The organism is Campylobacter hyointestinalis subsp. lawsonii, assembly GCF_013372165.1.
Taxonomy (GTDB): Bacteria; Campylobacterota; Campylobacteria; order Campylobacterales; family Campylobacteraceae; genus Campylobacter; species Campylobacter lawsonii.
This window is the reverse complement of sequence record NZ_CP053828.1, coordinates 182,558-202,972: the sequence shown is the minus strand read 5'-3', so window position 1 is coordinate 202,972 and position 20,415 is coordinate 182,558. Positions and strand designations below refer to the sequence as shown.

Genomic DNA, 20,415 nt, shown 5'->3' with positions numbered 1-20,415 from the left:
GTATTTTATTTAAGCTGTTTTTGTGGTGTAAATAGTGGCGTGGATATGGATATTTCACGTAATTTTTCTTTTTAATTTACCGACTTTAGTTAAAATACCGATATATATGAAAAAAAGGAGATGCTATGGCTATAACTCCAGTAGGTGGAACTATCTACGTTAATCAAAATTCGCCAGCAGTCGCTAGCGTACAAAGCGATTTTCAATCAAAGTTGGAGCTTCAAAATGCTGTTGTCGCAGAGCTTGCTAATGAAAAGAAAAAAGAAGTTGCCCAAATAAGACCGACTGAAGAGACTTATAAGATAGATCCGCAAAATGAGCATGAAAAACAGCATGAGCACGAATCTTTAGAAGAGCAAACCAAAGATCAAAATGAAAAAAAAGAAGAAAATATCGATCAAAAAGATGAGCTAAGTGGCGAGCATAAGTTAAATATAGTCGTATAATGATGAAAAAAGCTTTACTATATTTTTACGTTATTTTTACGTTTTTACTATAAATTTAAATGCTTCAAATATCAATAAAATCAGCATTATAAGCATTAGCCAAAGAACATTACGCAAAAGTATTTGGAGCAAATACAAACTCTTTGTTAGCCATGCACGATGACAAATCAGAAATTTAAATTCAGTTTTGTAGCCATGCCTTTTGATAATCATTAGAAAGCTTAAATATAAGCTTCGGCTTTAGTGGCTTGTTGTTTTATTTATGATAGCTTTGGTAAAAGACAAGAAATTTCTAAATTTATCAAGTGATTTTCAGACTAAATTTAAAGCAATGTTTTAGTTGATTTTAGATAAAATCTTGCCAAAGGAAGTTCTATGAAAAATCGTATAATCGTCGGTTTATTGCTTTTTGTTATATTTTTAGGCATAGCTTTGCTCGATATATTTTGGCTTAATTTTTTGATATTTGGCATTATATTGGCTACTGCGTTTTTAGAAAGCCTAAAGCTTTATAAAATAGAGCAAAAAAATCTCGTCTTTATAGCTCTCGTTTTTTATAGTATCTTGCCATTTTTGCAAGGAATTAATGATATTTTTAAAGTAATACTTCTAAATTTAATCATCATATCGTCTGTTTTGGCATACACAAAATCAGATAATATGAAGCTTATACTACCTTTTTTGTATCCTACGGTGCCGATATTTATGATGTTTGCATTGTATCAAAACTACGGTATAGAGTGCTTGTTTTGGCTTGTTTTTACTATAATAATCAGCGACACTGCGGCGTATTTTGTCGGGAAATACCTAGGAAGACATCAGTTTTCGGCTTCTAGTCCAAATAAAACCATAGAGGGCGTTATTGGCGGAGTGGTTTTTGGTAGCGTATTTGGAACTGCATTTGCGTTTATTTTTGTTGATGTAAGCTATTTTATGGCTGCTAGTTGTTCTATTCTTTTAACTATTTTTGGTGTATTTGGTGATCTTTTTGAGAGTTATTTAAAAAGAAGAGTAGATATCAAAGATAGCGGGGCTTTACTTGGAGCTCATGGCGGTATTTTAGATAGAATGGACGGATATTTATTTGGCGTTGTGGCTATGTTTTTGGTGCTTGCATGATTATTTTAGGAAGCACAGGAAGTATCGGTAAAAATAGCGTAATACTAGCTAAAAAGCATGGTATAAACGTAAAAGCTCTAGCTTGTGAAAAAAGCTATAAAGAGCTAAATCGTCAAATAAAAGAGCTAAATCCGAAATTTGTTTATATAAAAGATCCTAGTTTAAAAAGTCTAGTAGATCATGACAATGTTTTTACATCTAATGACGGCATAGACGCTTTTTTAAAAGCTATAAGCGACGAGTTTGACTCTACTTCTTGTATTCTCATAAACGCTCTTGTGGGCTTTAGCGGTTTAAAGCCTAGTATAGTGGCACAAGATCTTGGATTTAAGCTATGTTTAGCAAATAAAGAAAGCTTAGTAACAGGCGGTAAATTCTTAGATACTAAAAGCATAGAACCGATCGATAGTGAGCATTTTGGGCTTAAATTTTTACTAAAAAACAGACCAAAAATTCAAAAACTTATCATCACTGCAAGCGGTGGAGCGTTTTATAAATTTCCTTTAAAGTCTCTTAGCTCAGTCACTTCAGAAATGGCTTTAAATCATCCAAACTGGAACATGGGATCAAAGATAACGATAGATAGTGCGACTATGGCAAATAAGCTATTTGAAGTACTTGAGGCGTATCATCTTTACTCTGTTAAAGACATAGACGCGCTCATAGAGCGAACTTCAGTTGTACATGCTCTTATAAATTTTTACGATGGCTCGACTACGGCTCATATCTCAAAAACAGATATGAAACTAGCTATCGCACACGCCATAGGTCTAGGGGGTGAGCAGACGCTAGAATGCGTGGATCTTTTAGGCTTAAAAAGTATCAAATTTAAAAAGATAAATTTAAAAAAATACCCTATTTTTTCATTAAAAAATGATGTTTTAAATAATCCTGATTTAGGCGTCATCATAAATGCGGCAAATGAAGAAATGGTATATAAATTTTTAGGCGGTCAATGTGGATTTTTAGATATAGCAAGAGCAATTTTTAAAACGCTTGATAAATTTGGTTCGCCTAGAGTAGATGAGATTGAGGACGTTTTTGAAATAGATAAAAAAGTAAGAGAGTTTTGTAAAGGATTTTGATGAATAAGGGATTTTATGATGGCTACCATTTTAGAGTTGGCGACGCTTTATTTGGCGCTCTTGTGCTTATAGCGATCCTAGAAAATAGTATCGTTGTATTTGCTATAGGCGGTATGGTGTTTGATTTTGGCGTGGCTAGTTTTAGTGGCACGATCGCGGGTGATATTAAATTTAGTGGATATAACAGATATTGATCTGATTTAAATTTAAAAAAACGGAGTTTAGTTTGAGAGAGATTTTTATTAAATTTTTTATTTTAACAATTTGCAGTTGCGTCTTAGAAGCAAATAATTTACAGTATTCTCTTATAAAAAAAGGTAAGCTTGATGAAAATACTGTTCTTGTCATAGGCGGGATCCAAGGAGACGAGCCTGGAGGTTTTTTAGCTGCTAGTTTGCTAGCTACTGAGTATAACATTACAAAAGGCTCTTTGTGGGTCGTACCAAATTTAAATTTTATCAGTATCATCAAACGAGATCGCGGGATTTACGGAGATATGAATCGTAAATTTGATAAGATAAAAGAGAATGATCCAGAGCTTAAAAGTGTAAGAGGAATACAGAATCTCATAGTAGATAAAAACGTTTCTATGGTATTAAATTTACACGATGGAAGCGGATTTTATAGAGATCACTATATAAACGAGTTAGAAAATCCAAAACGTTGGGGAAATAGCTGTATAATTGATCAAGAAAGTCTTGAAGGCTCTAAATACGCCGATTTAAAGGGTATAGCTTTAAGAGTTATGGATAAGATAAATCAAAATATCTTAGACCCTAAACACAAATATCATCTAAAAAATACCCACACCGCAAAAGGCGACAAAGAGATGCTAAAATCTCTTACCTATTTTGCTATCAAAAACAATAAATCCGCATTTGCGAATGAAGCGAGTAAAACCTTACCTAGCCATCAAAGAGCGTATTATCATCTACTAGCTATCGAAGAGTATCTAAAGGTGGCAGGAGTGGAGTTTGAAAGAAGTTTTGAGCTAAATCCGCAAAATGTAAAAAAAGCCATAGAAAAAGAGATAGAAGTCGTGCTATTTGATAATAAATTCTATCTTAGTCTAAATGATCCAAGAGCAAAGATAGGCTATGTGCCGATACCTAAAAACACGGCACTTGAGTATAACTCTACAAATCCGCTAACTGCTCTTATAGAGGACAAAGGCGGATATGTCGTGCATTATGGAAATAAAGTTCTTACAAAACTCATCCCTGAATATTTTAATTATTCAGATATAGAAAGTAGCGTAAAAATAGAAGCCGATGGTGTTTTAAAAGATATATCTCTTGGCTCAAAAGTTAATGTTGAAGAAAATATAAAAGTCATAAGTCGCCCTAACATAAGAGTAAATATCATAGGTTATAATTCAAAATTAAAAGACGAATCAGGCATCATAGTAAATAAAAAAGATATCATCAGAAGCTACTCTATAGATAAAAAAGGCAAAATCTTTAGGATAGAGCTTTATGAGCAAAAAGACGGCACCGAGGATAAGTTTATCGGTATGTTTTGGTAGAATTTGCAATGCTAGATCTGCCAAATAATAGAGTTTTATCATGATACTTGGCATAGAAAGCAGTTGCGATGATAGCTCGGTAGCTTTGATGAAATTAGGCAGTTTTGAGCTTAAATTTTATAAAAAAATCACTCAAGAAAATGAGCATAGCAGATATGGTGGCGTAGTTCCAGAACTTGCAGCTCGTCTCCACACCGCGGCACTTCCTTGCTTGATAGAAGAGATAAAGCCATATTTTAGCGATATTAAAGCCATAGCAGTTACAAATGAACCGGGTCTTAGCGTCAGTTTGATCAGTGGCGTAAGCGTCGCTAAATCCTTAAGCGTAGCTCTAAATTTACCCATTATCTCAGTAAATCATCTAATAGGGCATATTTACTCTTTATTTTTGGATAATGAGCCTATTTTACCGCTTGGGGTTTTGCTTGTCAGTGGCGGACATACACTCGTACTAAATATCGATGAAAACGGCGTTATAACAATACTTGCTACTACTAGCGATGATAGTTTTGGTGAGAGTTTTGATAAAGTAGCAAAGATGATGAATCTTGGCTATCCAGGCGGAGAAGTTATACAAAATTTGGCTAAAAGTGGCGATAAAAATCGTTTTAAATTTAGTGTTCCTTTAAAATACGATAAGCGTTTAGAATACAGCTTTTCTGGGCTTAAAAATCAAGTACGCGTTCAAATTGCAAATTTAGGAGATCTTAGCAAACAAGATATAAGTGACATAGCTGCTTGTTTTGAAGAGACTGCCGTAAATCATATAATCGATAAATTAGAAAAGATTTTTGATAAATTTAAATTTAAAAATTTCGGAGTCGTAGGTGGGGCTAGTGCGAATTTAAATTTAAGAAATAAGCTAGAAAAACTTTGCTCTAAATTCGGTTCAAATTTACTTTATGCGCCTCTTAAATTTTGCAGTGATAATGCGGCTATGATAGCACGCGCTGGAGCTACTAAATTTAAAAACGGCGAGTTTGAAGACGCTTTAACGATGCAGATTCATCCACGTTCAAATTTAGAGCTCATAAGACTTAAATGATAGTTATGATATAATTTAAAAATGAAATTTCTAGCATTAATAATTTTTGTCAGCGTTAATGTTTTTGCGTTTTCTCTTACGATAAACAGCGGCAGGCAAAATGGTAGCGATTATTATGTTTTGCATTTAGAAGATATATTTGATATAGAATGCAAGGCAGAGCAAGATATGCAAAACATTTATACTTGTAAAGTTTTAGGTAGTCTTGATGATAAGATAAAAAATCAAAATTTACCATTTGCAGATATTTTATTTGAAAAAAGCGGTGATAGTTACAATGTTATCATAAGAGCAAAACAAAAATCTAGGCTTATAAACGCTAGCGTGAGTCTGTTTGATACACAAAATCCAAAGCAAAAAACAGCTGATTTTTCTAAACATTTTACTATACTCATCGGACAAAACATAATAGAATCGCCAAAAAATAGTGGCGTTGGTATAGATTTTCCTATCACGTTTTTTAATGTTTTAAGACCTAGCATAGGTGCGCTAGATCTTAATAAAGAGCCGTTATCCTATGGAGATGGCGCCGATGTTGGCTTATATCTTAGTATAAAAAAAAGCTATGATAGCAAAGCATATACCGAGGCGTTAAAAGATGCTAAAAAAGCACTTGAAATTCATCCTCAAAGTATCTTTGCAAGTGAGTTTTGGCTCTATTATTTACGCTCTTTGCAAAAGTTAGCAAAAAGAGCAACCGACTATAAGTTAGCAGAACAATACGCTGATGATATAATAAATAGCGGTAAAAGGTGGATGAAAAACTATCCTTCTGATAAAAATTACCCTGAAGTTTTATATCTCATCACAGAAGCTTACCTTGATAAAGATATGACAAGTGATGCAAATTACTCTATTGATATACTTATGACAGAGCATCCAGACTCGCCTTGGACGAAAACTACTATACTAGCTTATGCAGATGCCCTTTTAGATAAAGGAAAATTAGAAGATGCGGTGCGACTTTATGAAGATGTCTTATACTCTACAAATGATCTTGACCTAGCAAGCAGAGCAGCTACAAAACTAGCAGATGCTAGCATATCAAAGCAAAAATTTAATGACGCAAAAGAATATATTCAAAAGGTTATAAACTCAAATCAAAAGTATTTTGCTTTAGACTTAGCAAACTCTATGGAACAAGCCGCCACTTTTAGAGATAAGGGTATGCAAGATATTGCTTCACAAATTTATAAGATTGTTTTTGAATACTCAAAAAGAGGTGACAACTTTTATGAAACAGCACTTCGAAATTTAGGTCTGAGCTTGTCAAAAATATCTAGGACTAAAGAAGCTTATGAATATTTGCAAAGATATCAAAAAGAATTTAGCGGTAGTGAGTTTATGCCTGAGGTATCAGTCGCTTTAGATAGATTGTTTTTTGATTTAAATGGTACAAATGAAGAAAAACATAAAAACTACGCTCAACTTATGGATAAATACAAAGGCTTAGATATCGGAAAAAAGGCTTTAAAAGAAGAAGTTAAGCTTAGCTTTGAAGAGAAAAATTATAAAAAAATTTTAGGTTTTGGTGATCAAATTTTGGATCTAAATGATAGCGATTCTACAAAATTTCTTAAAGATTCAGCTAGTTTTTTAGCAAATTTAGCAAATCAAAGCGGAGATTGTAGAACGCTAGTAAATATAACAAATAAATACGATTTAAAAGATGCTATAAAAGATAAGTTCAAGCTTTTTAATTGTCTTATGAGAACTGCGAAATACGATGAAGCGTTGAATTTAGCAGTATCTCACATCAGAGATGATGACTTGCACGATAGAGTTGAGTGGCTTTCAAATACAAGTAGAGTTCTTTATGAAGTAGGCAGATATGAAGAGTGCATAAGAGCTTGTGATGAGGCGATGAGCCTAGCCTCTACTATAAAATATTCTGACCCGACAGCGGCGATTTTTTACCGCTTTTATTCGCTTTTAAAGCTAAATAGATTTGAAGAAGCATTAAGCAGTATAAATGCTCTTGAAAGTTTAAGGGGAAATGATATACGTTTAGTCGAAATTTACGATGCTGCAGCAAAATATGCAAAAGACAAGGGTTTTGATAGTGCTGCGCTTAATTATTCAAAAAAAGCTATTGATATGCAAAGAAAATTAGGCATTAATACGTTTAGCCCAGATGTTGATTTTATATATATATCATCACTCTTAAAAATAGCTAAATTTAATGAAGCCTTAAGCGTGGCTAGAGCTTTGCTAGACATTAATATACCTCCGCAAAGTAGAATCAGAGCCTTATATCAAGTGGCTGAAATTTATATCTCTATGAATGAGCCAAACTCGGCTAAAATTTATGTAGATGAGTGCTTGAAGATGAGACTAGACTCGCCTTGGAAAAACCTATGTGAGCAGCAAAGTAAGCTTATAAATTAGCTTTTATATCGCTTAAAATTTCATCAAATCCGCTTTGGAATTTTACTTTTTTTGTATTTGGGAACTGAGATTTATTGAACGTGCGTTGCCTTTTTGCTAGTTGGATAGTATGAGTAGCTATAAGCCAGTAAAGCTTATATATGCTAGATTTTTGGTTTTTAAGCTCATTTTCGATGCAGTTTTTATCAAATTTATCTAAATTTAGATCATTAAAATCAAATTTTTCAAATTCGCCTTTGTGGCGTAAGAATTCACCGCACTCCTTAAGCCCTATACATTTTAACGATTTTGCTTCAAATCCGTATTTGTCAAAAAGCAGATGAGCTTCGTTTAAAAGCCCTACTTCAAGCATCTTTTTGGTTCTTAGATATATCCTATCTTTAAGCTCTTCTTTATCCCAGTAGATCTCATAAATATCGATATTTTCGATAACTTTTTTATTTGTGTTTTGTTCTAGCCAAATAGTTGGAATACACTTTGAAAATTCATAAATTTGATACCATTTGTGAAGTCGAAATTTATCGTTTTTACTAAATTTAGCACAAAATTTCTCATCGATTTTTAAGGCTATTTTCCAGATCTCATCATCGCTTAGTTTTATGTCGCATTCTGGAATTTTGGGGCTTAGCCCTTCTAGCATAGCTTTTAGATAAAAACCGCTTCCTCCTGTGATGATGAGCGGACAATTTTTAGATCTAGCATAAGATACTGCTTTTTTGTACTCGTCTATGAAGTTTCCTACACAAAAATGCTCGTTTGGATAGACTAAATTCATACCAAAATGGGTTATCTCTTCTAATTGTTCTTTGCTAGGTTTTGCACTTGCTATATTGATATCTTTATAAAGACAGAGCGAATCAAGGCTCAAAATGACAGCATCAAGCCTTTTTGCTAGTTTTATTCCTAGCTCACTTTTACCACTAGCAGTCGTTCCGATAAGTGCAAACTCAAAAAACAAAGGCTTCCTTTTTTTTGGTTTAATTCTATCAAAAAAATATCAATAATTATAAATTTATGAAATATTTGCTACAATCACAAACTTAAAGGAAAATAATGGGCAAATTTATTCAAATTCTAAAAGATATAAATGAACTTATAGTTTTTAAACATTCCGTTTTTGCATTACCATTTATATTTATGGCTATGATAGTTTGTAGTAAATTAGTAAATGGTACTATGTGGTTTGGTTTGTCGTTGCTTTTTTTAGGAATTTTGTGCGCAGTTAGCGCTAGAAACTACGCAATGGCGCTAAATCGTTATCTTGATGAGGATATCGACAGACCAAATCCAAGATGCGCTTCTCGTCCTAGTGTAGATGGTCGCATAGGTAGAAAAAATTTACTTTTATTTATAATCGCAAACGCCGTTATTTTTGTTGTTACCGCATATTTTATCAACTCTTTGGCTTTTTGGCTTAGCTTTGTATTTCTTATCATTTTAGGCGGATACTCTTATTTTAAGCGTTTTTCTCATTTAGCTCATCTTGTTTTAGGGTTAAGTCTAGGACTTTCTCCTATAGCCGGCGCCATAGCTGTAAGTGGCACTATACCATTTTGGTCTATTTTATTGTGTCTTGGAGTCGTATTTTGGGTGGCTGGATTTGACGTGCTTTATTCATTGCAAGATATGGATTACGATAGAAAAACAGGACTTTATAGCATACCAGCGATATACGGACAGCAAGCATCTATGTTTATATCTGCTCTGTTTCACGGCTTGTGTGTTCTATTTTGGCTGCTATTTATAGGTGCTAGTCATTTGGGCGTTTTTGCGTATTTAGGAGCTATTATAGCAGGATTTATACTCTTTAAAGAGCATAGAATAGTAAGGGCCGATTTTCAAAAGATTGATAAAGCTTTTTTTACGTTAAATGGTTACTTAGGTATTATGTTTTTTGTTTTTATATGGATTGACTTATGGTAGATTTTAGACTTATAGCTTCGCAGATTTCAGTGGAATTTGAAGAGGATGATGGTGATAAATTTGAGCTAGAGTTTAGCTCATCTCGTGCAAATATCGAAGAGTGGCTTAGTCTAGCAAAAGCTAGAGGCGAAGCTGAAAACTCAGATCCGCTTACTTTAAAACTGCTTGTTCAGCTTTATAAAAAAGTAGATGAGCTTTCAAATTTAATAAAAAATGAAAAGTCGCCACAGATTCCTTTAAAATATCATGAGATTACAAGTTTGATAGGATTTGAAGGTTTTGAGTTTAAAAACGAATGCTTAAAACCTGGCAAAATTTACTTTGCAAGAGTTTCCTTGCCTCTTTTTATAAAACGTGGCATTCTTTTGTATTTTGAAGCACTAGATACTAAGACTGCAAAGATAATAAAAGTATCAACAAGCGATGAAAAAGAGTGGTCTATGTATGTAGCACAGAGCGAAAGACTAGAGATAAGGAAGCAAAAACGCAATGGGTAGTGATGTTTTGATCTATATATGTTTTAGCGTGATTTTAGTAGTGATGTTTGTTTATATAAATTTAAAAGATAAAGAAGCTAGGAAAAAGTTTTCTAAATTTGAGATGACTTTAGATAGCATTATGAAAGAAAATTATCAGCTCAAAAAGCAAATTTCATCTCTTCCTAAAACCCAAGTAAATGATGATAGCGGTATTATAAAAGTCGCTTTCGAGCATATTGATGAAGCGTTAAATTTAAAAGTAGCGCCGATGTTAGAGAGCCTAAAAAGCATAGAAAAAGTTATAGACGATTTTCAAAATGATCAGCAAAATAGACTTTATAGCTTAGAAGAGCGAACAAAAACATTTACTAAGATCACTCCGCCTAGCTTTGATAAGCAAGAAGATAGGATAATAGAGCTGTATAATGCTGGAAAAAGCGTAGAAAGCATAGCAAGAGACCTAAGGCTAAGTGTCGGAAGGGTAAATATGGTTTTAAAATTTCATAAGGTGATTTGATGTTAATTGATAGTTATGGTAGGGTTGTTGATTATCTTAGAGTTTCAGTAACCCAAAGGTGTAATTTTCGCTGTCGCTACTGTATGCCAGAAGATGGCATTGAAAATATCTCTCATCAAAATGTGCTAAGCTACGAAGAAATGTTTGAGTTTATCAAAATTTGTTTAGATAACGGCGTTACAAAGATCAGGCTAACGGGCGGCGAACCGCTTGTTAGAAAAGATGTTGAAAAATTTGTGGCTATGATAAATAACTATAAGCCAAATCTTGATCTTGCTATGACTACAAATGGCTATCTTTTGGCAAAAAAAGCAAAAGCCCTAAAAGAGGCGGGGCTTAAACGTTTAAATATATCTTTAGATACTTTAGACAGGCAAAAAGCTACTTTTATAGCCAGAAAAGATGTTCTTGATGAGGTTATAGATGGCATAAATGAAGCTACAAATTTGGGCTTTGGAGTTAAGCTAAACACTGTGGCGTTAAAAGGTGTAAATGATGATGAACTTCTTGATCTAATGGAATTTGCAAAAAGTAAAAACGCCCAAATCCGCTATATAGAATTTATGGAAAATAGTAGTGCTTGTAGTGAGCTAAGAGGGCTTAAAAAAGATGATATTTTAAGCTTAATCTCAAAAAAATATAAAGTAAAAGAGATAACAAAAAGCCCACATAGTCCATCAAGCCTTTTTGAGCTTGAAGATGGTTATAAATTTGGTATAATCGATCCACACAAACACGACTTTTGTGCTACTTGTAATCGCCTAAGACTCAGCGCGGAAGGGCTTTTGATACCATGCCTTTACTATGAAGATGGAAAAAGCATAAGAGAAGCAATGAGAGCTGGAGATATCAAAAAAGCTTGCGAGATACTAAGAGAAGTCATAGAAAAAAAGCCAGAGAAAAATAAATGGGAAAATGATGGTAAAGGCGAGATATCTAGCCGTGCATTTTACCAAACAGGCGGCTGATGATAAGTGTAGTCGAGCATTTTACTAGCATTCAAGGCGAGGGTAAATTTAGTGGTCGCTACTCACTTTTTATCCGCCTTGGGGGATGTAATCTTTCTTGCAAGGGTTTTGGCGTCAAGACAAGGTCGCCAAAAACAGGCGAGATATTAGTCGGTTGTGATACGATCAAAGCGGTGCAAACATCGCATTTTAAGCATAGTAAATTTGATTATAAAGCTCTTGTAAATTTAGTAAAAGAAACGGAGTTTAAACCTCTCATCGTGATAACAGGCGGTGAGCCGCTACTTTGGCATAAAGATGAAGATCTGATCAAATTTACAAAGTGGTGTTTTGAGCAAGATTATGAAGTGCATTTTGAAACAAATGGCACTATTTTTGTGGATTTTGATAAATTTGAAGTGTATAAAAAGTCCAAATTTGCAGTAAGCGTAAAACTATCCATAAGTGGTGAGCTAAAATCCAAAAGAATAAATCAAAAAGCCTTACAAGCGATCTTTGCTAACGCTGATGCGTTTTATAAATTTGTGATTTGCGGAAGTGAGCTTGATGAGATAAATGAGATATTGGAGCTACAAAACGGCGAAGTTTGGTGTATGCCTCTTGGCAAAGACCGCTTTGAGCTAGGCAAAAACGCCTTAAATGTGGCAGAGTTTTGTATCAAAAATGGTTTTAACTACTCTGATAGACTTCACGTGCGTTTATGGAATGATAAAGAAGGCGTGTAAGTTAGCTTCTATGTGGGGCTTTGTCTTTTTGGTCTGTTGTAAATATAGGTTTAAAAATAAGCTTAACGCTCTAAAAGTGTCTGTTTTACAGCTTTGTAGTCGATATTTTCGCACTCTCTCACTACCAAATTTATTTGCCTAAAACATTCACTTATCAAATTTGCAACGCTATTTTTTTCCAAACCAAATTTAGCTGCTGTAGCTAAGTATAAATTTGCATCACAGTTTTGCGTTTTTTATCACGAACTTCCACCAAAACACAAATCCATACTCTCACTCTTTTTAAATTCTAACTTCTAGACTATTTATTTTTAGATATAACGATAAAAATAAAATGAGTCAAAACGACATCTCAAGACTCCTTGAAGAGCTTGATAACATAGCTAAAACTACAAGTTTCAACGGACAAAAACTTCTAAACGGAAATTTCTCTAATAAAGAATTCCAAATAGGTGCTTACTCAAATGAAACTGTTAAAGTAAATATCGGCTCGACTGAATCAGGTAAAATCGGCTATACTCGTTTTGAAACTACAGGAAATATAGCTTTTGATAAGAGTAGCACTCCAGGTATGAATGATTTGACTATTAAATTTAGCGGAGTTGATGGCTACCCTACCGGTTATGCCTTTGAAAAGATTTCTAAAACAGTCTTAGATAAAGATGGTCTAAAAGCAGTAGCTGATGCTATAAATAGAGTAAGTGATAAAACTGGCATAAAAGCAAATGTAAATAATAAGCTGACTTTATCTAATGTAGTCGGTACTGGTCAAATAGCAAATTTACGTATAAATAATGTCAATATCGGGACTATAGATACAAAGAGTGGAGACTCTGATGGAGTTCTAGTAAATGCCATAAATAAAGTAAAAGATCAAACCGGAGTTGAAGCATCTGTAGAAAACGGAAGATTAACACTTATAGCAAAAGATGGCAGAGCCATAAAAATAGCTGCTTCATCAAAACTCTCTGTTGCCGCTGGGTATAAAGGCAACATTAGCCTTATGGGCTTTGGAGTTAAAGGTGAGCAATCATCTGCAATTACAGTCTTAGGGCATCTTACCTTTATACGTCAAGATGCTAGAGATATAAGAGTTGTATTCTCAACAGATAAGAATGGTGCGGGTGCTGCAAGACATGGTTTTTCTAAGGAAGCTGGACTTAATGGCTCAAAAATGAAACAAGCTTCAGTAACTCTTAAAGATATGAACTCAGGAACAATAATAGCTAAAGAGTTTATTCTAAATTTAATTTGAGATGAGCTATCTTGTCATCTTCTATCATAGTCATAAATCCAAATTTATGATATAGATATAAAGCTTTTTTGTTTTCTTTAAAAACCCTTGCGAGTATCGTTTTTATATTTAAATTTTTAGCTTCTTTTATGAGCTCTTTCATAAGTATATCGCCTACATTTGATACGCTTGGGCATTTATATACTCCAAATTCCGCCATATCTCCTATTATATTTGTAAATGATATAACTCCTATAAACTCATCATCTTTATAAACCATAAAATAAACTTTGTCTTTAGCAAACTTTAGTGAAAATATAAAATTTATATGCTCATCAAAGCTGAAATTTGTATTGCTAAATTTCAGTGTAGCAGGATCTGTTCTGGCTTTATAGACCTTTAAAATCTCATCATTGCTAAGCTTGGTAAAATTTTTAGTCCAAACCATAGTAATTAGCTTTTTTTAAATTTTTTAAGTCGTCATTTGCAGATAAATATTCATTATACATTTTCAAGCATTTGGTTTAATCTAGCACTATCAAGCCACTCTTTATTTGTATTTGAGCTATATTCAAATTCGCCATTTATTTTTAAGCCTTTTTCTCCGAGTAAATTTAGACTAAAATTTGGTTCTGTTAAAAAATGTATAGATGGAACTATAACATAGTGATCATCAAACTCATAAGTCAAGTGAGCATCGTCTTTGCTGATCATAGTTTCGTGAAGTTTTTCGCCGGGTCTTATGCCGATAATCTTAATGCCTAAATTAGGCGCCATTGCTTTAGCTAAATCAGTCATTTTCATAGATGGAATTTTAGGGATAAATAGCTCTCCGCCTTGCATACGAGCAAAGTTTTTAAGCACGAAATTTACGCCTTGTTCTAAGGTGATCCAAAATCTAGTCATCCTTGTATCTGTGATAGGAAGATCGCGCGCGCCGTTTGCGATGAGCTTTTTAAATAGCGGTACTACTGAACCGCGACTTCCTACTACATTTCCATAACGCACAACGCTAAACCGGGTAGGTTTATTTCCTGCTATGTTATTTGCAGCTATAAAAAGCTTATCGCTTGCAAGTTTTGTAGCACCGTATAAATTTACTGGGTTGCAGGCCTTATCAGTGCTAAGAGCGATGACTTTTTGCACACCGCATTCAAGACTAGCGTTTATGACATTACTAGCGCCGTTTATATTTGTTTTGATGCACTCCATTGGGTTGTATTCGGCTATAGGGACATGCTTCATAGCAGCAGCGTGAATGACGTAATCCACGCCGTTCATCGCAGTTTTAAGACGTTTTTCGTCGCGTATGTCGCCTATGAAGTAACGCATACATTTTTGATTAAATTCACCTGCCATTTCATACTGTTTTAGTTCGTCTCGTGAGTAGATGATTATCTTATTTGGTTTATAGTTTTGAAGTAAAATTTTTGTATATTTTTTTCCAAAACTTCCAGTTCCGCCTGTTATTAGAATATTTTTATTATTGAACATATCTGCTCCTTTATTTGATTATACCAAATTTGAAATTAAATTAAAATCTTAAGAAGGCTATTTGATGAAAATTTAAAAGGTTATAAAAAGAGAATTTTATAAGTGAAGTAAGAATTTGGACGAGTTTCGCCCAAATTACCTATTTTTTCATAGGTTGTAGTTTTTTAGCTTCTACGCCTTTTAGATCGATAGATTTACCATTGCTAAAGTTTAGAGTAATATCTACTTTATCTCCAGGATTTATAGCTTTGCTAAGACCTATCATCATTATGTGAAGACCGCCTGGTTTTAGCTGGGCGCTACTTTTAGCTGGAATGTCGATTTGTGGAATTTGAATCATTTTTTTCATTCCGTTTTCGCTTACGTGAGCGTGAAGTTCTGTAAATTTGCTAACGCTATTACTAGCAGAAACAAGAGATATATTTTGGTCTGTGTTGTTTGTAATGCTCATAAAAGCCGCACTATTTTGTGCATTTGGCATAGTAGCTTTTACAAAAGCGTCATTTACGTCAATATCAGCGCCAAAAGCAAATACAGCCGCTAGTGCAGCAGAGAACATAAATTTAGTCATATTGTATCCTTTGTATTGAAATATTATAAAATAATATATGAACTTTTGTAAAAACTAACTGAAAATTTAAAAATCTTGAGTTATAATAATGCCCTTTATATTTAAAAATTTAATGGGAGAAAATAGTGAGAAAGTTTGGGTTGTTATTGTTGGCTTGTCTTAGTGGCTTGTTTGGTAAAGATCTTGAGCAGATATATTTAGACGATGGAATACTCGCAGTTCAAAATGCTATTGAATCAAATCTTCAGAGCAAAAATTATTGGGAAAAACGTATCGGAAACATAGATGCAAAATACGGATATTATGAAGATGATATTTTTTTAGTCGTTGTGGATAAAAAAGCTAAAAATATAAGCTTGTATGATTATAAAGACGGAAAACTGACTAATAAATTTAGTAATGAAGTGCTAACTGGTTTAATGGGCGATAAATTAGTCGAGGGAGATCTAAAAACCCCTGTTGGTGCTTATGAGATAACAAGGCGTTTTGTGCCTAGCGATAACTACTATGGGCCAGTTGCTTTTAACCTTTCATATCCAAATATCTATGATAAGGCAAAAGGAAGAACGGGTGGCGGCATATGGATACACGGCTTTCCTATGAATGGAAATATGAGAATAGATACGTATAAAACTAAAGGTTGCGTGGCGTTTGAAAATGATAAAATTATGCAGTTTGATGAAATTTTAAAAGATAATCGCGCAATGGTTCTTATAAATGAAAATAGCGTAACAGAGGCTTCAAACGAACAGATAGCAACTATCTTTGCCGAACTTTTTAAATGGAAAAAAGCTTGGGGAGATAGCGACGTAAAGGCGTATTTGGACTTTTATGATAAAGAGTTTTTAAGGTTTGATGGTATGAAATTTAGTGATTTTGCTAATATGAAAAAGAGCATTTTTTCAAAGAAAGAGGATAAATTTATACAATTTACTAAATTTAGCATTAGCCCATATCCATCTACAAAAGAAGGCTCATTTTTTAGAGTAAGTTTCAATGAAAAATATAGAACTGCTACGTATAAATTTGATGGTATCAAAACCCTTTACGTAAAACTAGTCGGCGATAAGATGAAGATACTAGTTGAGCAATAGCATAAGGAGAAATAATGGAAGAAGTATCAGAACAAGAAAGAGTTTTCATAAAAAATCAGATAGAATCGATGCTAAAAGCAAGAGATGCTTTTTTTGAAGTTTTGGATAAAAATGTGCCAAAACAAGGCAACTCAAACGTCTTTGACTTTGAGTCTTGTAAAGATAAGAGTTTAAAAGATCTTTATAAAGAGTTCTACGCTTATGACTACTCTATAAGAAAAATCTTACCTTACGTATATAAGAGATTTGGTGTAAGCTTTAATGTCTGAGATCATCATAGATAAAAATGCTTATTTACATAATCTAACTCAAATTTCAAATAAAGTAGGCGACAAAGAAAAAGTGATCGCCGTTTTAAAAGACAATGCTTATGGTCACGGCGCTAGTTTAATAGCTAAACTCGCAAGTGAATTTGGTATAAAATGGGCGTGTGTAAAAAGTATTAAAGAAGCTGAAGAGATCAGCTCTTTTTTCGAAAATCTAATCGTGCTATCACATATCCCCGCTGGAGATGAAAATCCTAAATTTATATATGGCATAAACGATATAAGCAATCTTTTAAATTTAAAAAAAGGGCTAAAAGTTCATTTGGCTATCGATACTATGATGCACAGAAACGGGCTTAAGCTTGATGAGTTGCAAAATGCTTTTGAAATAGCTAAAAAAATGGATCTTAAGATATGCGGTGCCTATACTCATTTTAGAAGTAGCGATGAGCTTAGCGGTGAATATTTCGTGCAAAAAGAAAACTTTGAAATAGCAAAGGCGAGATTAAGAGAGCTTTTTGATAAATTTAATCTGCCAAAAGGAGTTTTTCACTCACATAATTCAGCTGCGCTTGAAAGAGCGACTGGCTTTGGCGATGAGCTTGTAAGAGTTGGGATCGCTCAGTTTGGTTATGCGCAGTTTAATGATAGTTTAAATTTAAAAAAAGTTCTTAGCCTGTGGGCTCATAGAGTTAGCAAACGAGTACTAGCAAAAGGCGAATGCGTCGGATACGGCGGAGTATTTGTAGCTAGTCTTGATTTAGATATCGCTACTTATGACTTAGGCTATGGAGATGGGCTTCTTAGATACTGCGGGGCAGGGGATTTGCATCTAGCAAATGGACAAAAAATTCTAGGTAAAATGTCTATGGATAGCTTTAGTACTATAGATGCAGGGTCTAAAGTTTGCGTTTTTGATGATGCGAATGTCTGGGCTGAGTTTTTTAGAACTATAAGCTATGATATCTTAGTAAAATTAAGCAAAGATATACCAAGAAAAATTATATAAATTTGCTTATAATGAGTTAAAATACCTTGCTGCTGGGCTTTGATTTGTCATCTGTTTTAGTTTTTGTATCCTATCGGACGTGGTTGGATGAGTTCTAAAAAGATTGCTTAAATTTGATTTTACATTGCCAAATGGATTTATGATAAACATATGAGCCGTCTGCGGATCTGCATTTTTTAGCACAGCGTGATTTTGCGAGTAGTTTTCTAGCTTCGATAAAGCATCTATGAGCCACTGCGGGTTTTGAGTCGTGATAGCTGAAAAACGATCTGCTTCATACTCTCTACTTCTTGATATGCTCATCTGGATTATACTAGCTACTAATGGCATAATCACTGCTAAAGCGATAGTTGTTATCATATTTGGACGATTTTCATTTTTAATGGTTCCAAGCTGAGCGAAATTTGATATCAAAGACAGAGCACCTGCAAAAACTGCCGCTATACTTCCTGTTAAAATATCATAGTGCTTGATATGTCCAAGTTCGTGGGCGACAACGGCTTTTATCTCGTTTTCATTCATTAAATTTATAAGTCCGCTAGTAAGAGCAACCGCTGCATTTTCGTGATTTCTACCTGTTGCAAAGGCGTTTGGGGCATTATCATCTATGATATAGACTTTTGGCATAGGTAAGTTTGCTCTGCTTGTTAGCTCTTTTACAAGCAGATAAATTTGGCTATTTTGACTAACTGGCATGGCATTAAAGTGTTTTAGTATAAGCTTATCGCTATAAAAATAGCTAAAGAAATTCATCGCTAAAGCTATCAAAAATGCCATAATCATACCATTAGTCCCGCCGATATAAAAGCCTACACTAACAAACAAAAGCATCAAAATAACCATAAACGCAGTCGTTTTAAAAACTTCCATATATTATCCTAATATATTTTTATATATCACGGCGTCTATTCTTGCATCGCACGCTGCTTCTAGCTCTATATCGTCATTTACAAGAAGAGCTATTTTAGAATCAAACAGATAGTCATTTGCTATGCTTTGAAGAACTCTAGCGAAGCTAAGATTATCACAGACTATAAATTTAACTGAGTTTGCATTTGCAAAAATAGCTTGTTTTTTTGAATTTACTCTTAGAAACTCGGCTTGTTTTTTTAAATTTAAAAGGCTAAAATCTTCTAAAACAATCTTTGAATACGGCACAAACTCACTTCCAAAAACTATCATTTTAAACACTCCTTGCAAACGTATTTGCCGTCTTTTAAAATAGTATCTTTCATACTTACAAACGTCTTGCATTCATCGCATTCTACGAAATTTTCTATGCTATTTTTAGGTGTTTTTTTTCTAAATTTAGGCAGTATAAAAAAGTAAATGATCGCAATTATAACTCCAAAGATTATGATTTTTCCTAACATTTTATCCCTTTTAAAAATATATAATTTCTATGAGCTTTGCTTTTGATGATATCTTTTTGGCACTCTAAGTCATCGATCTCATCTTTTGCTAGACTTCCTTTATATAGTAAAAAATTTGTATTTTCATCATAAAATCCACTGCAAATTTTGAGTAAAAACTGAGTTTTCATAAGCGCCCTTGAAGTGATGAGGTCGGCTATAAATTTAGTACTATTTTCAAGTTTTTTTTGATGAACTATTATGTTTTTTAAACCAAGCTTCGTTTTTACGTAGGTTAAAAAGCTTGATTTTTTAGCGATCGGCTCATAAAGATGAAACTCGCTTGTTTGCAAGATAAGGCTTAAAAAAATAGCTGGAAAACCAGCCCCACTTCCTACATCGCACACTATTTTAGGGCTAATATCTAAAAACTCAAGCGGTTTTATGCTATCTTCTACGACCGGTTTTATATCGTTATAGTTTGTTAGGCTATGAATTTTATTAAATTGTTGTAAAATAAGCTCAAATTCGCCTACTTTATCCCAAAAATCATTTGGTAACTTGTTCAAGTATATGCCCCATCTGCTCTTTTTTGACTCTTAAATAACCTTCGTTAAACTCATTTGATTTTATCTCGATAGGAATTCTTTTTTCTATTTTGACACAAGTAAGACCGGCTAGTTTTAAGGGGTTGTTTGTTAGTAAATTTATGCTTTTTATACCAAAATCTTTTAGTATAAAACTTGCTATCTCATAAGTCCTCTCATCGGCTTTAAAACCTAGCTGATGATTTGCTTCTATGGTATCAAGACCCTTATCTTGCAAGGCGTAAGCATTTACTTTATTAAGTAGCCCGATGTTTCGCCCTTCTTGACGCAAGTAAATGACCATTCCGCTATTTTCGTTTATGTATTTTAAACTAGCTTCTAGCTGATCGCGACAATCGCACTTTAAGCTACCGATCGCATCTCCTGTTAAGCACTCTGAGTGAATTCTTACATTTACTGGTTTGCTTACGTCTAAATTTGGGGAAAACACAACAAGATGTTCTTTGCATGAGTTTTCTTTGTATGATTTTATCTTAAATTTGCCAAAACGACTTGGCAAATTTGCTATCTCTGAGCTTTGTATTTGCATTGACTCTTCTTTTTTGTTTTTTGCCCAAAGTGTATCAA

Annotated in this window: 25 protein-coding genes; 16 read left to right on the top strand and 9 right to left on the bottom strand. The window is 33.7% G+C overall.

Annotated features, from left to right (window positions below):
* Positions 1–125 precede the first annotated feature (125 nt).
* The 7 genes from CHLWT_RS01135 to CHLWT_RS01105 all read left to right on the top strand — a co-directional run bounded on the left by CHLWT_RS01135 (position 126) and on the right by CHLWT_RS01105 (position 7,608).
* Positions 126–446, top strand: a complete 321-nt coding sequence (locus CHLWT_RS01135) for a hypothetical protein (RefSeq protein WP_063997624.1) — start codon at positions 126–128, stop codon at positions 444–446.
* 375 nt (positions 447–821) lie between these two features.
* Positions 822–1,565 (top strand): phosphatidate cytidylyltransferase, encoded by a 744-nt coding sequence (locus tag CHLWT_RS01130; RefSeq protein WP_112000553.1) that lies wholly within the window; start codon positions 822–824, stop codon positions 1,563–1,565.
* Positions 1,562–2,650, top strand: coding sequence for a 1-deoxy-D-xylulose-5-phosphate reductoisomerase (locus tag CHLWT_RS01125; protein WP_112000552.1), 1,089 nt, complete (start codon positions 1,562–1,564; stop codon positions 2,648–2,650). The genes CHLWT_RS01130 and CHLWT_RS01125 overlap by 4 nt, the downstream gene beginning before the upstream one ends.
* Entirely contained in the window at positions 2,650–2,844 is a 195-nt protein-coding gene (locus CHLWT_RS01120; RefSeq protein WP_063997627.1) for a hypothetical protein, read from the top strand. Before CHLWT_RS01125 ends, CHLWT_RS01120 begins: the two co-directional genes overlap by 1 nt.
* 32 nt (positions 2,845–2,876) lie before the next feature.
* Positions 2,877–4,175, top strand: a complete 1,299-nt coding sequence (locus tag CHLWT_RS01115; protein WP_244948781.1) for a M99 family carboxypeptidase catalytic domain-containing protein — start codon at positions 2,877–2,879, stop codon at positions 4,173–4,175.
* 40 nt (positions 4,176–4,215) lie between these two features.
* Positions 4,216–5,220: a tRNA (adenosine(37)-N6)-threonylcarbamoyltransferase complex transferase subunit TsaD gene (tsaD, locus tag CHLWT_RS01110; RefSeq protein WP_112000551.1), complete on the top strand. Its 1,005-nt coding sequence runs from the start codon at positions 4,216–4,218 to the stop codon at positions 5,218–5,220.
* Positions 5,221–5,241: 21 nt separating this feature from the next.
* Entirely contained in the window at positions 5,242–7,608 is a 2,367-nt protein-coding gene (locus CHLWT_RS01105; RefSeq protein ID WP_112000550.1) for a tetratricopeptide repeat protein, read from the top strand.
* On the opposite strand, the gene miaA is transcribed toward CHLWT_RS01105, so the two are convergent.
* Entirely contained in the window at positions 7,598–8,566 is a 969-nt protein-coding gene (gene miaA, locus CHLWT_RS01100) for a tRNA (adenosine(37)-N6)-dimethylallyltransferase MiaA (protein ID WP_112000549.1), read from the bottom strand. The two genes, CHLWT_RS01105 and miaA, sit on opposite strands and share 11 nt — an antisense overlap.
* Positions 8,567–8,661: 95 nt before the next feature.
* Here miaA and mqnP point away from each other — a divergent pair, with 95 nt between their 5' ends.
* The 6 genes from mqnP (at position 8,662) to CHLWT_RS01070 (ending at position 13,475) form a co-directional block, all read left to right on the top strand.
* Positions 8,662–9,531 (top strand): menaquinone biosynthesis prenyltransferase MqnP, encoded by an 870-nt coding sequence (mqnP, locus tag CHLWT_RS01095; protein ID WP_063997631.1) that lies wholly within the window; start codon positions 8,662–8,664, stop codon positions 9,529–9,531.
* Positions 9,525–10,028 carry a hypothetical protein gene (locus CHLWT_RS01090; protein WP_063997632.1) on the top strand — a complete coding sequence of 168 codons (504 nt, stop codon included), beginning with the start codon at positions 9,525–9,527 and terminating at the stop codon, positions 10,026–10,028. Before mqnP ends, CHLWT_RS01090 begins: the two co-directional genes overlap by 7 nt.
* Entirely contained in the window at positions 10,021–10,527 is a 507-nt protein-coding gene (locus CHLWT_RS01085) for a DUF6115 domain-containing protein (RefSeq protein WP_112000548.1), read from the top strand. Before CHLWT_RS01090 ends, CHLWT_RS01085 begins: the two co-directional genes overlap by 8 nt.
* Positions 10,527–11,495 (top strand): GTP 3',8-cyclase MoaA, encoded by a 969-nt coding sequence (gene moaA / locus CHLWT_RS01080; protein ID WP_112000547.1) that lies wholly within the window; start codon positions 10,527–10,529, stop codon positions 11,493–11,495. Before CHLWT_RS01085 ends, moaA begins: the two co-directional genes overlap by 1 nt.
* Entirely contained in the window at positions 11,495–12,220 is a 726-nt protein-coding gene (locus CHLWT_RS01075) for a 7-carboxy-7-deazaguanine synthase QueE (protein ID WP_111948931.1), read from the top strand. The genes moaA and CHLWT_RS01075 overlap by 1 nt, the downstream gene beginning before the upstream one ends.
* A gap of 334 nt (positions 12,221–12,554) precedes the next feature.
* On the top strand, positions 12,555–13,475 hold the full coding sequence (locus CHLWT_RS01070; RefSeq protein ID WP_176320849.1) for a flagellin hook IN motif-containing protein: 921 nt from the start codon (positions 12,555–12,557) through the stop codon (positions 13,473–13,475).
* On the opposite strand, the gene CHLWT_RS01065 is transcribed toward CHLWT_RS01070, so the two are convergent.
* From CHLWT_RS01065 to CHLWT_RS01055, 3 genes are all read right to left on the bottom strand, one after another.
* Complete coding sequence (locus CHLWT_RS01065; RefSeq protein WP_111969135.1) at positions 13,456–13,902, bottom strand: GNAT family N-acetyltransferase; 447 nt, start codon at positions 13,900–13,902, stop codon at positions 13,456–13,458. The two genes, CHLWT_RS01070 and CHLWT_RS01065, sit on opposite strands and share 20 nt — an antisense overlap.
* Before the next feature lie 53 nt (positions 13,903–13,955).
* Positions 13,956–14,948, bottom strand: coding sequence for a UDP-N-acetylglucosamine 4,6-dehydratase (inverting) (gene pseB, locus CHLWT_RS01060; protein WP_112000818.1), 993 nt, complete (start codon positions 14,946–14,948; stop codon positions 13,956–13,958).
* Between the two features lie 139 nt (positions 14,949–15,087).
* Entirely contained in the window at positions 15,088–15,519 is a 432-nt protein-coding gene (locus tag CHLWT_RS01055; RefSeq protein ID WP_063997547.1) for a copper chaperone PCu(A)C, read from the bottom strand.
* A 125-nt stretch (positions 15,520–15,644) separates the two neighbouring features.
* Here CHLWT_RS01055 and pgp2 point away from each other — a divergent pair, with 125 nt between their 5' ends.
* Genes pgp2 through CHLWT_RS01040 form a run of 3 tightly spaced genes read left to right on the top strand, consistent with a single transcriptional unit; the run spans position 15,645 to position 17,888 of the window.
* The gene (pgp2, locus tag CHLWT_RS01050) at positions 15,645–16,613 is read left to right on the top strand and encodes a cell shape-determining L,D-carboxypeptidase Pgp2 (RefSeq protein WP_111969133.1); all 969 of its coding nucleotides are present in this window, start codon (positions 15,645–15,647) and stop codon (positions 16,611–16,613) included.
* Positions 16,614–16,627: 14 nt separating this feature from the next.
* Entirely contained in the window at positions 16,628–16,882 is a 255-nt protein-coding gene (cmeU, locus tag CHLWT_RS01045) for a CmeU family protein (protein WP_064019892.1), read from the top strand.
* Positions 16,875–17,888 carry an alanine racemase gene (locus CHLWT_RS01040; RefSeq protein ID WP_112000817.1) on the top strand — a complete coding sequence of 338 codons (1,014 nt, stop codon included), beginning with the start codon at positions 16,875–16,877 and terminating at the stop codon, positions 17,886–17,888. Before cmeU ends, CHLWT_RS01040 begins: the two co-directional genes overlap by 8 nt.
* A gap of 6 nt (positions 17,889–17,894) precedes the next feature.
* Here CHLWT_RS01040 and htpX read toward each other — a convergent pair whose 3' ends face one another.
* From htpX to ribA, 5 genes are read right to left on the bottom strand one after another with little or no spacing between them, the layout of a single operon-like run.
* Positions 17,895–18,758 carry a zinc metalloprotease HtpX gene (gene htpX / locus CHLWT_RS01035; RefSeq protein WP_147497727.1) on the bottom strand — a complete coding sequence of 288 codons (864 nt, stop codon included), beginning with the start codon at positions 18,756–18,758 and terminating at the stop codon, positions 17,895–17,897.
* 3 nt (positions 18,759–18,761) lie between these two features.
* Positions 18,762–19,070, bottom strand: coding sequence for a hypothetical protein (locus tag CHLWT_RS01030; protein WP_034961851.1), 309 nt, complete (start codon positions 19,068–19,070; stop codon positions 18,762–18,764).
* Positions 19,067–19,261: a PP0621 family protein gene (locus CHLWT_RS01025; protein WP_034961854.1), complete on the bottom strand. Its 195-nt coding sequence runs from the start codon at positions 19,259–19,261 to the stop codon at positions 19,067–19,069. The genes CHLWT_RS01030 and CHLWT_RS01025 overlap by 4 nt, the downstream gene beginning before the upstream one ends.
* Positions 19,255–19,809 carry a 16S rRNA (guanine(527)-N(7))-methyltransferase RsmG gene (rsmG, locus tag CHLWT_RS01020; RefSeq protein WP_111971104.1) on the bottom strand — a complete coding sequence of 185 codons (555 nt, stop codon included), beginning with the start codon at positions 19,807–19,809 and terminating at the stop codon, positions 19,255–19,257. The genes CHLWT_RS01025 and rsmG overlap by 7 nt, the downstream gene beginning before the upstream one ends.
* On the bottom strand, positions 19,790–20,377 hold the full coding sequence (gene ribA / locus CHLWT_RS01015) for a GTP cyclohydrolase II (RefSeq protein WP_111948971.1): 588 nt from the start codon (positions 20,375–20,377) through the stop codon (positions 19,790–19,792). Before ribA ends, rsmG begins: the two co-directional genes overlap by 20 nt.
* Positions 20,378–20,415: the final 38 nt, after the last annotated feature.

Coding starts and splice junctions, on each gene's coding strand:
- CHLWT_RS01135 (WP_063997624.1), top strand. CDS start 126: ATGGCTATAACTCCAGTAGGTGGAACTATCTACGTTAATCAAAATTCG.
- CHLWT_RS01130 (WP_112000553.1), top strand. CDS start 822: ATGAAAAATCGTATAATCGTCGGTTTATTGCTTTTTGTTATATTTTTA.
- CHLWT_RS01125 (WP_112000552.1), top strand. CDS start 1,562: ATGATTATTTTAGGAAGCACAGGAAGTATCGGTAAAAATAGCGTAATA.
- CHLWT_RS01120 (WP_063997627.1), top strand. CDS start 2,650: ATGAATAAGGGATTTTATGATGGCTACCATTTTAGAGTTGGCGACGCT.
- tsaD (WP_112000551.1), top strand. CDS start 4,216: ATGATACTTGGCATAGAAAGCAGTTGCGATGATAGCTCGGTAGCTTTG.
- CHLWT_RS01105 (WP_112000550.1), top strand. CDS start 5,242: ATGAAATTTCTAGCATTAATAATTTTTGTCAGCGTTAATGTTTTTGCG.
- mqnP (WP_063997631.1), top strand. CDS start 8,662: ATGGGCAAATTTATTCAAATTCTAAAAGATATAAATGAACTTATAGTT.
- CHLWT_RS01090 (WP_063997632.1), top strand. CDS start 9,525: ATGGTAGATTTTAGACTTATAGCTTCGCAGATTTCAGTGGAATTTGAA.
- CHLWT_RS01085 (WP_112000548.1), top strand. CDS start 10,021: ATGGGTAGTGATGTTTTGATCTATATATGTTTTAGCGTGATTTTAGTA.
- moaA (WP_112000547.1), top strand. CDS start 10,527: ATGTTAATTGATAGTTATGGTAGGGTTGTTGATTATCTTAGAGTTTCA.
- CHLWT_RS01075 (WP_111948931.1), top strand. CDS start 11,495: ATGATAAGTGTAGTCGAGCATTTTACTAGCATTCAAGGCGAGGGTAAA.
- CHLWT_RS01070 (WP_176320849.1), top strand. CDS start 12,555: ATGAGTCAAAACGACATCTCAAGACTCCTTGAAGAGCTTGATAACATA.
- CHLWT_RS01065 (WP_111969135.1), bottom strand. CDS start 13,902: ATGGTTTGGACTAAAAATTTTACCAAGCTTAGCAATGATGAGATTTTA.
- pseB (WP_112000818.1), bottom strand. CDS start 14,948: ATGTTCAATAATAAAAATATTCTAATAACAGGCGGAACTGGAAGTTTT.
- CHLWT_RS01055 (WP_063997547.1), bottom strand. CDS start 15,519: ATGACTAAATTTATGTTCTCTGCTGCACTAGCGGCTGTATTTGCTTTT.
- cmeU (WP_064019892.1), top strand. CDS start 16,628: ATGGAAGAAGTATCAGAACAAGAAAGAGTTTTCATAAAAAATCAGATA.
- CHLWT_RS01040 (WP_112000817.1), top strand. CDS start 16,875: ATGTCTGAGATCATCATAGATAAAAATGCTTATTTACATAATCTAACT.
- htpX (WP_147497727.1), bottom strand. CDS start 18,758: ATGGAAGTTTTTAAAACGACTGCGTTTATGGTTATTTTGATGCTTTTG.
- CHLWT_RS01030 (WP_034961851.1), bottom strand. CDS start 19,070: ATGATAGTTTTTGGAAGTGAGTTTGTGCCGTATTCAAAGATTGTTTTA.
- CHLWT_RS01025 (WP_034961854.1), bottom strand. CDS start 19,261: ATGTTAGGAAAAATCATAATCTTTGGAGTTATAATTGCGATCATTTAC.
- ribA (WP_111948971.1), bottom strand. CDS start 20,377: ATGCAAATACAAAGCTCAGAGATAGCAAATTTGCCAAGTCGTTTTGGC.